The sequence below is a fragment of the Pseudomonas sp. LG1E9 genome, from assembly GCF_003290225.1.
Classification (GTDB): Bacteria; Pseudomonadota; Gammaproteobacteria; order Pseudomonadales; family Pseudomonadaceae; genus Aquipseudomonas; species Aquipseudomonas cyclaminis.
The window spans coordinates 5,600,266-5,614,706 of the sequence record NZ_CP029983.1 but is presented as its reverse complement, the minus strand read 5'-3'; the positions used below and the strand labels follow the sequence as shown (position 1 = coordinate 5,614,706).

Below are 14,441 nucleotides of genomic sequence, written 5' to 3'. Positions count from 1 at the left end.
TTCAGCTTCTTTACGAGGCTGTCGTAAATTGCTAGCTCCATGTCGCAAATTCACAGCCCTGAATGCAACGGGACTGACAACTTCAATGCTGTTTCCAAACCGCTTTCGAAGTTTGGAATCTTCCTTGGGATGCATTGAAACGCTGGTGTTCTTCTATCGCGAAACACCTGCTTCCAAACGGGTGTCGTTGCCGACGATGTGAGTGTGAATGCAACAAGCGCGCCCAAACCGGTAACCGAATGTCATTTTTTCGTGAAAAACGTGACGGGCGCGTAAAAACCTCATAAGTACGGGCTTTTTACGCCGTTTTGTTTGGCCTTGACGTGCATGTGTTACGTCCGTTCAGTGGTACTGAAAAGCTGTGCCAGGGAAAAACGTTACCGGTCCACCCTACAAGTGGGTAGTCCGCGGATCCCTTTGATGCACAAGTGGGTCATTTTGGTGCGCCTTTGGGAGGCCCGGATTAGCGTAGCTCAAATAGTTGCCTGCCTCTAAAGGGTGCAGGTTTTTATCGGTTTGCGTTACGTTGCCGCCATTCGCCGTGAAGCCGGGTGCGTTCAACGGTATGCTGGTGCCCTGAACCTGACCTGCCGAACGGAGTGCCCGTGGTGTTCGCCTTAGATCAACGCCTGCAACAAGACACACTGGTCATCGGGGACTTCCCGCTGTGCCGCCTGCTGCTGTCCAATGACGCTAACTATCCCTGGTTCATCCTGGTGCCGCGTATCAAGGATATCAGCGAAGTATTTCAACTGGATGTCTCCAATCAACACGCGCTGTGGCAAGAGACCACGGCCCTGGCGCAGTGGCTGAACGAGGGGTTTGGCGCTGACAAGATGAACATTGGTGCACTGGGCAACGTGGTCAGCCAGTTACATGTGCATGTGATCGTACGCAAACGTGACGACGCCGCCTGGCCCGCCCCCGTGTGGGGCAAGCATCCGGCCCGGCCGTACACGGAGGAGCAAGTGGCGGCCGTTCGTGCACGTCTGCGTGAACGGCTACCTGCCGACTTTATCTTTACCCAGGGCTGAACCATGGATCTGCAAGACCGCGTCACCGACCTCGAAAGCCGCCTGGCCTTCCAGGACGACACCATCGAGACCCTCAATGACATTCTGGTCACCCAGCAGCGGGCCGTCGAACGCCTGCAGATGCAGATGACCGCGCTGCTCAAGCGCCAGGAAGAAATGGGTGGGCAATTCGAGTCGTCCGAAGAAGAAGCGCCGCCGCCTCACTATTGATCGGCAGGCTATAAAAAACCGCGATCCAGCCAGGCTGGATCGCGGTTTTTTGTTGCTGCGATCGCTGGAATCAGCGACGCGGCAATGCTGCGATCACGTCTTCGGCTTGCAGGCCTTTGTCGCGATTCATCACGGAGAACTCCACGCGCTGGCCTTCAACCAGAACACGATGGCCTTCGCCGCGAATAGCCCGGAAGTGGACGAAGATATCGTCGCCCGAATCACGGGAAATAAAGCCGAAGCCTTTGGACGTGTTGAACCACTTGACGGTACCGGTATCCCGATTGGTCATGTCGTAGTTTTGCGACGCGGCAGCTGGGGACGAACGGTAGAAGCTGATGGCCAGGTGAAGAGCAATGGCGACCACAGCAATCACCAGGCTGAGCAGGATGGCCGGATGGCCGCCGACTTCAGGCATAGGTGCCAGGAGGGTGAGGGTTTGTACGACAACGGTCAGTACCAGCAGCGCGCTGACCAGATTTTGCAGTTGATGACGTGTGCCTTTGTTCCAGTAAGGGATTACTGGGGCGAGCGTCAGGTTAAGAAGGCCGAACAAGGCCAGGTACAAAGCATCATGTTGTTGCAGGTAGGGCAGGCTTTCAGGCTGCAGGCTCGGGATAAAGGACAGCAGCAACGCTGCAACGCCCGTTAGCAGGTGGACGATTTTCAACATTTTGATTAACTCACGTTAAGACGGATCGCAAGGAAGAGCTGACTGGCACGGTTCGCTTCTGAACAATGGGAGGCGTTGGGCACGTGCACGGGTATCAGCCTATGCCGCTTGCCGTGGGAAAAAACGACGGCGACACGCTGCCTATTTAACAGCAAAGGCTGTGCCTACTCAAATCCAGCATTTGCACGGTGTGCAGGGAGCAGGGCATTTGCGCGTCAAACGTTGGTCCTAGACGGGTGCAGGTGTTTTTAAAGGACGGCGGTGAAACTCCGGCCGTGCTCAAAGACGTGCCTGCCGCCGAAGAGAGCGTGAAGCGCGGGACCATTTGCCGCACCTTGTGCACGGCGGGCTGCGCGTCAGCAGCACTCTTGCTACAGTGGTCCTGCACCTGATCAATGAATGCTAGTCAATTGAAGGGGATAAACATGGCAATCGATATCGGTATCAGCGAAGAAGATCGTAAATCCATCGTCGATGGGCTTTCACGCCTGCTTTCCGATACCTATGTACTGTACCTGAAGACCCACAACTTCCATTGGAACGTCACGGGCCCGATGTTTCGGACGCTGCACTTGATGTTCGAAGAGCAGTACAACGAACTGGCGCTGGCGGTGGACTCCATTGCCGAGCGTATCCGTGCCCTGGGTTTCCCGGCGCCGGGTGCCTATTCGATCTATGCCCGTCTGTCTTCCATCAAGGAAGAGGAGGGTGTACCCAACGCAGAAGAAATGATCAAACAGTTGGTGGCGGGCCAGGAAGCGGTCACCCGTACCGCGCGCGGTATCTTCCCGTTGCTCGACAAAGTCAGCGATGAGCCGACGGCGGACCTGTTGACCCAGCGCATGCAGGTTCACGAAAAAACCGCGTGGATGCTGCGCTCGCTGCTCGAAAACCAGTAAACCTCGAACCGGAGTGGCGCCGATCGGGCGCCACTTGCTGGTTTCCACGCATTTCCTGGCGTTGTCCTACGCTTATCAACGTCCCGTCTTCTGGCTGCCTGTCTCGTCCTGCTGTTTTATAGGGCCACTGCCCCATGGGAGACCCCGTGGGCTGCTGTTTGGCAATGGAGTGTCAGGTGTATGTCACGTGGAGTGGATACTGGAGTGATGGAAACCGGTGGTTTTCATAAGATAAACGTCGACCCCTTCGCCAAGGGGTTCGATATGGGGCTGGCCAAGCCGTTGTCCCGATCGGTGCGTCTCAATGGGTTTTCCACATGTCTGCGGCTTGAGCAGATCTATTGGAATATCCTCACGGAAATCGCCAGGATCAATGCCTGCTCTGTCAGTGCATTGCTGTCTTATGTCGATCGGGAAGTGCACTTGCGCTATGGAGGCGTGAAGAACTTCAGTGGCTTGGTCAGGGTGGTGTGCGTGGTTCATCTGTTAAAAGGTCGTGCTACGTCGCCTACCCCGGAGTGATCGGTAGGCTTTGGGGCCGGTCCGCCGTCGAGGTGGACCAGGCTCCGGGCAGAAAGCCGGCTGCGCTGCCTCGATTTACCAGATATAATCCCGCGCTTTGCTGCGCGTGCCGAGGCTTTATCTTTTGGGCAGGCGTGGCGCAGTAACGATTTGATCGCCGAGACATCGCCATGCCCATGTACGACTATCAATGTGCTTCCTGTGGTCACCAGTTGGAAGCCATCCAGAAGATCAGCGCCGCGCCGCTGGTCGATTGCCCGGCCTGCCAGGCACCCGAGCTCAAGAAGATGTTGTCCATGCCAGGCTTCCGCCTGAGCGGCAGCGGCTGGTACGAGACCGATTTCAAGACCGGCTCGAAGAAGAATCTGGCCGGCGGCGACAAAGCCGACTGAGTTGAACTCCATGCGCAGGCTCCTGCATTATCCGTCCCCTGCTTAACTGTGCGGTGACGAGGCAAGCCTCCACCGAATTTCGAATTACGAGAAGTGAAACCACGACCATGATGCGCAGCCACTATTGCGGCCAACTGAACGAGACCCTGGATGGTCAGGAAATTACCCTTTGCGGATGGGTTCACCGTCGCCGCGACCACGGCGGGGTGATCTTCCTCGATATCCGTGATCGTGATGGTCTGGCCCAAGTGGTATTCGACCCGGACCGCGCCGAGAGCTTCGCCGCCGCTGACCGCGTGCGCAGCGAGTACGTCGTGAAGATCACCGGCAAGGTCCGCCTGCGTCCGGCCGGTGCCGTGAACGCAAACATGGCGTCCGGTGGCATCGAAGTGCTGGGTTATGAGCTGGAAGTGCTGAACGAGTCGGAAACCCCGCCGTTCCCACTCAACGAATACTCCGACGTCGGCGAAGAAACCCGCCTGCGCTATCGCTTCCTGGACCTGCGTCGTCCGGAAATGGCCGAGAAGCTGCGCCTGCGTTCGCGCATGACCACCAGCATCCGCCGCTTCCTCGACGAAAACGGCTTCCTCGACGTCGAAACGCCGATCCTGACCCGGGCCACCCCGGAAGGCGCACGCGACTACCTGGTGCCTAGCCGTACTCACGCCGGTTCGTTCTTCGCCCTGCCGCAATCGCCGCAGTTGTTCAAGCAACTGCTGATGGTGGCCGGCTTCGACCGTTACTACCAGATCGCCAAGTGCTTTCGCGATGAAGACCTGCGCGCCGACCGTCAGCCGGAATTCACCCAGATCGACATCGAGACCAGCTTCCTCGATGAAAAAGAGATCATGGGCCTGACCGAGCAGATGATCCGCAACCTGTTCAAGGAAGTGCTGGACCTGGAATTCGGCGAATTCCCGCACATGACTTTCGAAGAAGCCATGCGCCGCTACGGTTCCGACAAGCCAGACCTGCGTAACCCGCTGGAACTGGTGGACGTTGCCGACCAACTCAAAGAAGTTGATTTCAAAGTCTTCAGCGGCCCGGCCAACGACCCGAAATGCCGCATCGCCGCCCTGCGCGTGCCTGGAGGCGCGAGCATGCCGCGCAAGCAGATCGACGACTACACCAAGTTCGTCGGCATCTACGGTGCCAAGGGCCTGGCGTACATCAAGGTCAACGAGCGCGCCAACGGTGTTGACGGTCTGCAATCGCCGATCGTGAAAAACATTCCGCTGGACAACCTCAACGCGATCCTGGATCGCGTCGGCGCAGTCGACGGCGACATCGTGTTCTTCGGTGCCGACAAAGCCAAGATCGTCAGCGAAGCCCTGGGCGCGCTGCGCATCAAGCTGGGCCACGACCTGGACCTGCTGACCTGCAAGTGGGCACCGATGTGGGTGGTCGACTTCCCGATGTTCGAAGAGAACGACGACGGCAGCTTCAGCGCCTTGCACCACCCGTTCACTGCACCGAAGTGCTCGCCCGAGGAGTTGGAAGCCAACCCGGCCGGCGCGCTGTCCCGTGCGTACGACATGGTGCTCAACGGTACCGAGCTGGGTGGCGGTTCGATCCGTATCCACCGCAAAGAGATGCAACAAGCGGTCTTCCGCCTGTTGGGCATCAACGAAGCGGAACAGGAAGAGAAATTCGGCTTCCTGCTCGACGCCCTGAAATATGGCGCGCCGCCTCACGGTGGCCTGGCCTTCGGCCTTGACCGCCTGGTGATGCTGATGACCGGCGCCCAGTCGATCCGTGAAGTGATCGCCTTCCCGAAAACCCAGAGTGCTGCGGACGTCATGACCCAGGCACCGGGCGTGGTGGATGCCAAGGCGTTGCGCGAACTGCATATCCGTCTGCGCGAGACGCCAAAGGCTGAGTAAGGCTGCTGCGCGAAAGCGCTATAGGGTTTTACACAGTCAAAAAGGCGCATCTTCGGATGCGCCTTTGCGTTAAAGAGCTGTATCTCGCCTGGGGCGGGATTGATCAAGGTTTCTAGAGAATTTCGGAGTTGTGTTATGGCTGGCCATTCCAAGTGGGCGAACATCAAGCACCGCAAAGAGCGTCAGGATGCCAAGAAAGGCAAGATTTTTACCAAGTGGATCCGCGAGCTGACCGTCGCTGCCCGTCAGGGCGGCGGTGATCCAGGCTCCAACCCGCGCCTGCGCCTGGCGCTGGACAAGGCTCTGGGCGCCAACATGAGCCGCGACATCATCGACCGCGCCGTGGCCCGTGGTGCCGGTGCGGCCGACACCGACGACATGGTCGAGTTGACCTACGAAGGCTACGGCCCGGGCGGTGTGGCGGTAATGGTCGAGTGCATGACCGATAACCGCAACCGCACGGCCGCTGCCGTGCGTCATGCGTTCAGCAAGTGCGGTGGCAACCTCGGCACTGACGGTTCGGTGGCCTACCTGTTTGAACGCAAGGGCCAGATTTCCTTCGCTCCGGGTGTGGATGAGGATGCGCTGATGGAAGCGGCGATGGAGGCTGATGCCGACGACGTTGTCACCAATGACGACGGCTCCATCGATGTGTTTACCTCGTTTGCCAGCTTCTACGCCGTGCGTAATGCGCTCGAAGCTGCCGGTTTCAAAGGTACTGACGCGGAAATAGTGATGCTGCCGACCACCAGCGCCGAATTGGACCTGGACGGTGCACAGAAGGTACTGAAGCTGCTGGATATGCTGGAAGACCTGGATGATGTGCAGAACGTCTATTCCAACGCTGATATCCCCGAGTCCGTAGCTGAACAGTTGGTCTGACGGACGATGTAGATCCAGATGTGGGAGGGGCAAGCCTCTCCCACATTGGATTTTCTCTGTATCAAAATAGTTTTCATCCAACCCGCAGGCGTTATGACTTTAATCCTAGGTATCGACCCCGGTTCGCGCATCACCGGTTTTGGTGTGGTGCAACACACCCCGCGCGGCTGCGTCTATGTCGCGTCGGGGTGCATCCGCACCGGCGCGGGCGAGTTGGCCGAGCGCCTGCAGATTGTCTATCGCGGTGTGCGGGAAGTAATCCAGACCTACGGGCCGGTGACCATGGGCATCGAAAAGGTGTTCATGGCAAAGAACGCCGATTCGGCGTTGAAACTCGGCCAGGCCCGTGGCGCCGCCATCGTCGCCGGCGCCGAAGAGGGCCTGGAAATCGCCGAGTACACCGCGACCCAGGTCAAGCAGGCCGTGGTCGGCACCGGCGCGGCCAATAAAGAACAGGTGCAGATGATGGTTATGCACATGCTCAAGCTGACGTCGAAGCCGCAGATCGACGCCTCCGACGCCCTGGCCATCGCCATTTGCCATGCGCACACCCGTTCCAGCCTGCTGCCGCACGGCTTGGGCACTGCACGCAGTCGTGGCGGGCGGCTGCGTCTCTGATAGCATCGGCGCAATCGAAATGTGCGGTCAGGCCTTGATCTGACCCCCACGCTTTAAGGATCTGAACCGTGATTGGACGTTTGCGCGGCACCCTGGCTGAGAAACAGCCGCCGCACCTGATTCTGGATGTAAACGGGTTGGGGTATGAGCTTGAAGTGCCCATGACCACCCTGTATCGCCTACCGTCGGTCGGTGAGTCGATAACGCTGCACACCCATTTGGTGGTGCGCGAAGACGCGCAACTACTCTATGGTTTCATCGGCAAGCGTGACCGGGACTTCTTCCGTGAGCTGATTCGCCTTAATGGCGTAGGGCCGAAACTCGCGCTGGCCTTGATGTCGAGCCTGGAAGTGGACGAATTGGTACGTGCCGTTTCAGCCCAGGACACCTCGGCGTTGACCAAGGTGCCTGGCGTCGGAAAGAAAACCGCCGAGCGCCTGTTGGTAGAACTCAAAGACCGCTTCAAGGCCTGGGAGGTCGTGCCGAGCATGTTTGCCCTGGTGCCGAACCAGCCGGACATGCCTGCTGCGCAAGTCGCCAGCGCTGAAAGTGATGCCGTCAATGCGCTGATCTCCCTCGGCTACAAGCCTCAGGAAGCCAGCAAGGCGGTGTCGGCCATCAAGGACAAGAACCTGAGTGCTGAAGACATGATTCGCCGCGCCCTGAAGGGAATGATTTAAGTGATTGAAGCTGATCGTCTGATCGCGGCCACTGGCCCGCGCGACCGTGAAGAAGTCCAGGATCGGGCCATCCGCCCCCTGAGCCTGGCCGACTACATAGGCCAGCCCACCGTGCGCGAACAGATGGAGTTGTTTATCCAGGCTGCGCGCGGGCGCAGTGAGTCCCTGGATCACACGCTGATCTTCGGTCCGCCGGGGCTGGGTAAAACCACCCTGGCGATGATTATTGCCAATGAGATGGGCGTGTCGATCAAGTCCACCTCCGGGCCGGTGCTGGAGCGGCCGGGTGACCTGGCGGCGCTGCTGACCAACCTTGAACCCCACGATGTGCTGTTTATCGACGAGATTCACCGACTGTCGCCCATTGTCGAGGAAGTGCTGTACCCGGCGATGGAAGATTTCCAGCTCGACATCATGATCGGCGAAGGCCCCGCGGCGCGCTCGATCAAGCTCGACCTGCCGCCGTTCACCCTGGTGGGCGCGACCACCCGTGCGGGCATGCTGACCAACCCGTTGCGAGACCGTTTCGGCATTGTTCAACGTCTTGAGTTCTATAGCACGACGGACCTGGCAACCATCGTCAGCCGTTCGGCGAGCATCCTTGGCTTGCCGCTGGACCCGGAAGGTGCGTTCGAGATTGCGCGCCGGGCCCGTGGCACGCCACGGATCGCCAACCGTTTGCTGCGCCGGGTGCGCGATTTTGCCGAAGTGCGGGCCAAGGGGCATATCACCAAAGCCGTGGCTGACCTGGCGCTCAACCTGCTGGACGTGGACGAACATGGTTTCGATCACCAGGATCGACGTCTACTCTTGACCATGATCGAGAAGTTCGACGGTGGGCCGGTGGGCGTCGACAGCCTGGCTGCGGCCATCAGTGAAGAGCGTCATACCATTGAGGACGTGCTGGAGCCTTACCTGATCCAACAGGGCTACATCATGCGCACGCCAAGGGGGCGGGTGGTGACGCGTCACGCTTATCTGCACTTTGGGTTAAACATTCCGTCACGATTGGGTGAGATGCCCGTGGTAGACGAATTCCTCGATGCAGTGGACGATTAAAAGCATAAGTTGAGTCGATTTATTCGAGGTTTGTGCTGTCCCAGTGTCTGGCGTCGTCATTCAGTCATTGGAAATGTTCGCGAGAATGCAAAAACAGTTGCCCAGCCGGATTGGCAACCTCAGGAGTAAGCACTAGAGTATGCGCGCGCAAAACGGGGATCAGTCGTTCGCACATCGCTGTCGCGTTTATTACGAGGACACTGATGCTGGCGGCATCGTTTATTACGTCAATTACCTCAAGTTCATGGAGCGGGCTCGAACCGAGCGGCTACGGGAGCTGGGCTTTGCCCAATCCCAGCTGGCAGGGGAGGACCTGTTATTCGTCGTGCATTCCAGCGAGGCGCGTTACCACGCGCCGGCGCGACTGGACGACGAGCTGCTGGTCAGCGCTGAAGTAATCGAATTGAACCGTGCCAGCCTGCGTTTCAAGCAGCAGGTCAGGCGGGCCACGGATGCAACGCTGCTCTGTGAGGGGCAGTTCCTGGTGGCGTGTGTGCGCACCAACAGTTTGAAACCTCGGGCCATTCCCGAAACTCTACGTGCGGCCTTTGCCGCCGTGAGCGGCGCGGGTAAACAATCAAAGCAGGAGATTTAGCGTGGAACCTACCGTCGTCGACCATTCCTCCATGTGGAGCCTGGTCAGCAATGCCAGTGTTGTGGTTCAACTGGTGATGCTGATCCTGGTAGCCGCATCGGTTACCTCTTGGGTCATGATTTTTCAGCGCAGCAACCTGCTGCGTGCCGGTCGACGTGCCCTGGAGAGCTTTGAAGAGCGCTTCTGGTCGGGTATCGACCTGTCCAAGCTCTACCGCCAGGCCGGCAGCAACCCGGACCCGGACTCAGGCGTGGAGCAGATCTTCCGTGCCGGCTTCAAGGAATTTTCGCGCCTGCGCCAGCAGCCGGGTGTTGACCCGGAAGCGGTGATGGAAGGCGTGGCCCGTGCCATGCGCGTCGCCATCTCCCGCGAGGAAGAGAAGCTTGAGCAAAGCTTGCCGTTCCTTGCCACCGTCGGTTCGGTCAGCCCCTACATCGGTCTGTTCGGTACCGTGTGGGGGATCATGAACTCCTTCCGTGGCCTGGCCCAGGCCCAGCAAGCGACCTTGGCCACTGTGGCCCCCGGCATCGCCGAAGCCCTGATCGCCACCGCGATCGGTCTGTTCGCCGCTATCCCGGCCGTTATCGCTTACAACCGTTTTGCCGCACGCGGCGAGAACCTGATTGGCCGTTACTACACCTTCGCCGATGAATTCCAGGCGATCCTGCACCGTAAAGTGCACACCAGCGAAGAATAAGCAGGTACTCCCCGATGGCTTTAATCACTCGAGCTCGAACCAAGCGCAAGCCGGTCGCCGAGATGAACGTAGTGCCTTACATCGACGTGATGCTGGTGCTGCTGGTGATCTTCATGGTGACCGCGCCGATGCTCAACCAGGGCGTGAAGGTTGATCTGCCCAAGGTTTCCAGCGAAGCCTTGCCCCAGGACAACAACACCCAGGTACTGACCATTTCGATCAAGGCTGACAAGACCTATTACTGGAACCTTGGCAGCGAAGTCGACACTCAGAAGCAGCAGGACAAGGCTCTGACCCTGCCGGCGATGACCGATGCGGTGACCAAGATCATTCGCTCCGGCAACGAAGGCGGCAAGCACACGCAGGTGTTCATTCGCGGCGACAAGTCGGTCGACTATGGCTCCGTCATGGGCGCCATGGGCGGGCTGCAGAAGGCCGGCGTCGGTAACGTTGGCTTGATTACCGAGGCGCCCTGATGCAGCAACAGCGAGAGCCGTCCGCCTCGGAAAGCTACTTCTGGCCTAGCGTCTGGGCAATTGCCCTGCACGTCCTGGTGTTTGGCATGCTGTTCGTCAGCTTTGCCATGACCCCGGACCTGCCGCCAGCCAAGCCGATCGTGCAGGCGACCCTGTATCAGCTGAAATCGAAGAGTCAGGCCACCACCCAGACCAATCAGAAGATTGCGGGTGAGGCCCAGAAGTCGGCTGCGCGCCAGACTGAAGTCGAACAGATGGAACAGAAGAAGGTCGAGCAGGAAGCGGTGAAGGCTGCTGCGGAACAAAAGAAAGAAGAGGCGGCTCAAAAGGCCGAGGAATCGAAAAAGGCTGACGAAGCGAAGAAGGCCGACGAGGCGAAAAAGGCTGATGAAGCCAAGAAGTCCGAGAAAGCTGCCGAAGCTAAAAAAGCTGAAGAGAAACAATTGGCTGATATAGCCAAGAAGAAATCTGAAGAAGAAGCGAAAAAAGCTGCCGAAGAAGAGGCCAAGAAAAAGGCCGCTGAAGAAGCCAAGAAGAAGATAGTCGAAGACGCGAAGAAGAAAGCCGCCGAAGACGCCAAGAAAAAAGCTGAAGCAGACGAGGCGAAGAAGAAGATCGCCGACGACGCGAAGAAGAAAGCTGCCGCCGATGCCACCAAGAAAAAGGCCCAGGAAGCAGCGCGTAAATCCGCCGAAGAGAAAAAGGCCCAGGCCTTGGCAGATTTGCTCTCCGACACGCCGCAGCGTCAGCAAGCCTTGGCCGATGAACGTGGTGATGAAGTCGCGGGCAGTTTCGACGACCTGATTCGGGCACGGGCAGCAGAAGGCTGGACACGTCCACCTTCGGCACGCAAAGGCATGACAGTAGTGCTGCAGATCGGCATGTTGCCGGACGGTACGGTGACTTCGGTCAGCGTGGCCAAGTCCAGTGGTGACGGTTCGTTCGACAGTTCGGCGGTTGCCGCGGTCAAGAACATTGGCCGGTTGACCGAGATGCAGGGAATGAAACCAAGCGACTTCGCTCCCTATCGTTCATTCAAGATGACATTCACACCTGAGGATCTAGCCTTGTGAGAAACCTTCTTCGAGGAATGCTTGTCGTTATTTGCTGTATGGCAGGGATAGCGGCGGCGGATGAAAAAAACATCCTGGTAACCAGCGGTAGCGACCGGGCCACCCCGATTGCTGTAGTTCCGTTCGGTTGGCAGGGCGGTAGCGTGCTGCCGGATGACATGGCCCAGATCGTCAGCGACGACCTGCGTAACTCCGGTTACTACGCGCCGATTCCGAAAGGCAACATGATCAGCCAGCCGAACCAGGCCAGCGAAGTTGTGTTCCGTGACTGGAAAGCCGTTGGTGCCCAGTACCTGATGGTCGGCAACATCGTGCCGGCCGGCGGTCGCCTGCAAATCCAGTACACCTTGTTCAACGTGGCCACCGAGCAGCAGGTCCTGACCGGCAGCGTTTCGGGCACCACCGAGCAACTGCGCGACATGGCCCACTACATCTCGGACCAGTCGTTTGAAAAACTCACCGGTATCAAAGGTGCGTTCTCGACACGCCTGCTTTACGTAACGGCTGAGCGTTTCTCTGTAGATAACACTCGCTACACCCTGCAGCGCTCGGACTACGACGGCGCACGTGCCGTGACCCTGCTGCAATCGCGTGAGCCAATCCTGTCGCCGCGCTTCGCGCCGGACGGCAAGCGTATCGCCTACGTGTCTTTCGAACAGAAGCGTCCGCGCATCTTCGTCCAGCATATCGATACTGGCCGTCGTGAGCAGATCACCAACTTCGAAGGCCTCAACGGTGCGCCAGCCTGGTCGCCGGATGGTTCGCGCCTGGCGTTCGTGCTGTCCAAGGACGGCAATCCGGATATCTACGTGATGAACATGGCTTCGCGCCAGATCAATCGTGTGACCAGCGGCCCGGGTATCAACACTGAACCGTTCTGGGGCAAGGATGGTTCGACCATCTATTTCACCTCTGACCGGGGCGGCAAGCCACAAATCTACAAATCGAGCGTGAGTGGCGGCGGTGCGGAACGAGTGACCTTTATTGGTAACTACAACGCCAACCCTAAGCTTTCGGCTGATGAAAAGACGTTGGTGATGATTCACCGTCAGGATGGTTTCACTAATTTCCGGGTTGCGGCCCAGGATTTGCAGCGCGGAACCGTAAAAATCCTCACAGATACCAACCTTGATGAGTCAGCTACTGTTGCGCCCAACGGCACCATGGTAATCTACGCCACCCGCCAGCAGGGCCGGGGAGTCTTGATGCTCGTGTCCATTAATGGACGCGTAAGGCTCCCGCTTCCTACCGCTCAAGGCGAAGTCAGAGAACCGTCCTGGTCCCCTTACCTGAACTGACGCGGCGCTACAAAAAGAAGTACTTAACACACTGGGGTTCATTAGGAGTTTCACGATGGAAATGCTGAAGTTTGGTAAGTTTGCTGCTCTGGCTCTGGCTCTGTCCGTAGCCGTTGGTTGCTCGTCTAAAGGCGGCGACAATGCCGGTGAAGGCGCAGCTGTTGATCCAAACGCTGGTTACGGCGCTAACACTGGTGCAGTTGACGGCTCCCTGAGCGAAGAAGCTGCTCTGCGCGCTATCACCACTTTCTACTTCGAATACGACAGTTCGGACCTGAAACCAGAAGCCATGCGCGCTCTGGACGTTCACGCGAAGGACCTGAAAGCTAACGGCGCTCGCGTTGTTCTGGAAGGTAACACCGACGAACGTGGTACTCGTGAGTACAACATGGCACTGGGCGAGCGTCGTGCGAAAGCCGTTCAGCGCTACCTGGTACTGCAAGGTGTTGCTCCAGGCCAACTGGAACTGGTTTCCTACGGTAAAGAGCGTCCAGTTGCTACTGGCCACGACGAGCAGTCCTGGGCTCAAAACCGTCGCGTCGAACTGCGTAAGTAATTCGTCATGCGAACGTGCCGTCGTGCTCTAACTGTATTGGCTCTCAGCTTTGCACCGCTTGCGGTGTGGGCTGCGGTTCCTGTGGAAGATAGCAACTCTGGCTATAACAATAGCGGGAGCAGCTATCCGCCAGCAGGTTATGGCACGAACGGCGCCTATGCTGGGGGGGCGGCTACGTCCGCCCCCTCGGCACAGGGCGAACTGTTCAACCAGCTGCAACGCATGCAGGATCAATTGGCGCAGCAACAAGGCACCATTGAAGTTCTGCAGAATGAAGTGCGTCAGCTGAAGCAAGAAGGCCTGGAGCGTTACCAGGATCTTGATCGACGTATAGGAGCCGGTGTTACACCTGCCGCTACTCCTGATAATTCTTCTGCCGGTGGTGCGCCAAGCGCCGCTGCCGGTGGTGCAGCAGCAGGGGCCGCAGCCGCGAGCCAAGCCCCCGCAGCCAGCAGCGAACCGGGTGATCCGGCGAAGGAAAAGCTGTATTACGATGCAGCCTTCGACCTGATTAAAGCCAAGGATTTCGACAAGGCCAGCAAGGCCTTCACCGCATTCCTGGGCCGTTACCCAAACAGCCAGTACGCGGGCAACGCCCAGTACTGGTTGGGTGAGGTGAACCTGGCAAAAGGTGATTTGCAAGGGGCGGGCCAGGCATTTGCCAAGGTCAGCCAACTGTACCCCAAGCACGCCAAGGTGCCGGACTCGCTGTACAAACTCGCTGACGTAGAACGCCGCCTCGGTCATGCCGACAAGGTTAAAGGCATTCTGCAGCAGGTTGTTGCCCAATACCCGGGCACCTCTGCCGCACAGTTGGCCCAACGGGATCTGCAACGCTTGTAAGCGATGCCGCCCGTTTAGAAGAAACCCGCGCCTGGCGCGGGTTTTTTCGTT

The 14,441-nt window shown here is 58.5% G+C and carries 18 protein-coding genes; 17 read left to right on the top strand and 1 reads right to left on the bottom strand.

Going from position 1 to position 14,441, the window contains the following annotated elements:
- Positions 1-608 precede the first annotated feature (608 nt).
- The gene (locus DNK50_RS25740) at positions 609-1,034 is read left to right on the top strand and encodes an HIT domain-containing protein (RefSeq protein WP_112196995.1); all 426 of its coding nucleotides are present in this window, start codon (positions 609-611) and stop codon (positions 1,032-1,034) included.
- Between the two features lie 3 nt (positions 1,035-1,037).
- Positions 1,038-1,244 carry a SlyX family protein gene (locus DNK50_RS25735; protein ID WP_017475674.1) on the top strand — a complete coding sequence of 69 codons (207 nt, stop codon included), beginning with the start codon at positions 1,038-1,040 and terminating at the stop codon, positions 1,242-1,244.
- A 70-nt stretch (positions 1,245-1,314) separates the two neighbouring features.
- On the opposite strand, the gene DNK50_RS29385 is transcribed toward DNK50_RS25735, so the two are convergent.
- Positions 1,315-1,917, bottom strand: a complete 603-nt coding sequence (locus DNK50_RS29385; RefSeq protein WP_032890906.1) for a cold-shock protein — start codon at positions 1,915-1,917, stop codon at positions 1,315-1,317.
- 425 nt (positions 1,918-2,342) lie between these two features.
- On the opposite strand from DNK50_RS29385, the gene DNK50_RS25725 reads away from it, so the two are divergent.
- The 15 genes from DNK50_RS25725 to ybgF all read left to right on the top strand — a co-directional run bounded on the left by DNK50_RS25725 (position 2,343) and on the right by ybgF (position 14,390).
- A complete protein-coding gene (locus DNK50_RS25725) occupies positions 2,343-2,816 on the top strand; it encodes a Dps family protein (protein ID WP_099585507.1) in 474 nt (157 codons plus the stop codon).
- A gap of 180 nt (positions 2,817-2,996) precedes the next feature.
- Complete coding sequence (locus tag DNK50_RS25720) at positions 2,997-3,338, top strand: ribbon-helix-helix domain-containing protein (RefSeq protein ID WP_099585506.1); 342 nt, start codon at positions 2,997-2,999, stop codon at positions 3,336-3,338.
- Positions 3,339-3,508: 170 nt separating this feature from the next.
- Positions 3,509-3,730: an FmdB family zinc ribbon protein gene (locus DNK50_RS25715; protein WP_010208103.1), complete on the top strand. Its 222-nt coding sequence runs from the start codon at positions 3,509-3,511 to the stop codon at positions 3,728-3,730.
- A gap of 107 nt (positions 3,731-3,837) precedes the next feature.
- The gene (gene aspS, locus DNK50_RS25710; protein WP_099585505.1) at positions 3,838-5,613 is read left to right on the top strand and encodes an aspartate--tRNA ligase; all 1,776 of its coding nucleotides are present in this window, start codon (positions 3,838-3,840) and stop codon (positions 5,611-5,613) included.
- Between the two features lie 135 nt (positions 5,614-5,748).
- Positions 5,749-6,495, top strand: a complete 747-nt coding sequence (locus DNK50_RS25705) for a YebC/PmpR family DNA-binding transcriptional regulator (protein WP_099585504.1) — start codon at positions 5,749-5,751, stop codon at positions 6,493-6,495.
- Between the two features lie 93 nt (positions 6,496-6,588).
- A complete protein-coding gene (gene ruvC / locus DNK50_RS25700; protein ID WP_099585503.1) occupies positions 6,589-7,113 on the top strand; it encodes a crossover junction endodeoxyribonuclease RuvC in 525 nt (174 codons plus the stop codon).
- 68 nt (positions 7,114-7,181) lie between these two features.
- Complete coding sequence (ruvA, locus tag DNK50_RS25695) at positions 7,182-7,793, top strand: Holliday junction branch migration protein RuvA (RefSeq protein WP_099585502.1); 612 nt, start codon at positions 7,182-7,184, stop codon at positions 7,791-7,793.
- Positions 7,794-8,852: a Holliday junction branch migration DNA helicase RuvB gene (gene ruvB / locus DNK50_RS25690; RefSeq protein WP_099585501.1), complete on the top strand. Its 1,059-nt coding sequence runs from the start codon at positions 7,794-7,796 to the stop codon at positions 8,850-8,852.
- A 139-nt stretch (positions 8,853-8,991) separates the two neighbouring features.
- Positions 8,992-9,447 (top strand): tol-pal system-associated acyl-CoA thioesterase, encoded by a 456-nt coding sequence (gene ybgC, locus DNK50_RS25685; protein WP_032890914.1) that lies wholly within the window; start codon positions 8,992-8,994, stop codon positions 9,445-9,447.
- 1 nt (position 9,448) lies between these two features.
- Positions 9,449-10,144: a protein TolQ gene (gene tolQ / locus DNK50_RS25680; RefSeq protein WP_032890916.1), complete on the top strand. Its 696-nt coding sequence runs from the start codon at positions 9,449-9,451 to the stop codon at positions 10,142-10,144.
- A 23-nt stretch (positions 10,145-10,167) separates the two neighbouring features.
- On the top strand, positions 10,168-10,620 hold the full coding sequence (gene tolR, locus DNK50_RS25675) for a protein TolR (protein WP_160384999.1): 453 nt from the start codon (positions 10,168-10,170) through the stop codon (positions 10,618-10,620).
- Positions 10,620-11,693, top strand: a complete 1,074-nt coding sequence (tolA, locus tag DNK50_RS25670; protein WP_032890917.1) for a cell envelope integrity protein TolA — start codon at positions 10,620-10,622, stop codon at positions 11,691-11,693. The genes tolR and tolA overlap by 1 nt, the downstream gene beginning before the upstream one ends.
- Before the next feature lie 17 nt (positions 11,694-11,710).
- A complete protein-coding gene (gene tolB, locus DNK50_RS25665; RefSeq protein ID WP_174244834.1) occupies positions 11,711-12,991 on the top strand; it encodes a Tol-Pal system beta propeller repeat protein TolB in 1,281 nt (426 codons plus the stop codon).
- A gap of 55 nt (positions 12,992-13,046) precedes the next feature.
- Positions 13,047-13,547, top strand: coding sequence for a peptidoglycan-associated lipoprotein Pal (gene pal / locus DNK50_RS25660; protein ID WP_003209827.1), 501 nt, complete (start codon positions 13,047-13,049; stop codon positions 13,545-13,547).
- Positions 13,548-13,553: 6 nt separating this feature from the next.
- Positions 13,554-14,390 (top strand): tol-pal system protein YbgF, encoded by an 837-nt coding sequence (ybgF, locus tag DNK50_RS25655; protein WP_099585499.1) that lies wholly within the window; start codon positions 13,554-13,556, stop codon positions 14,388-14,390.
- Positions 14,391-14,441 lie beyond the last annotated feature (51 nt).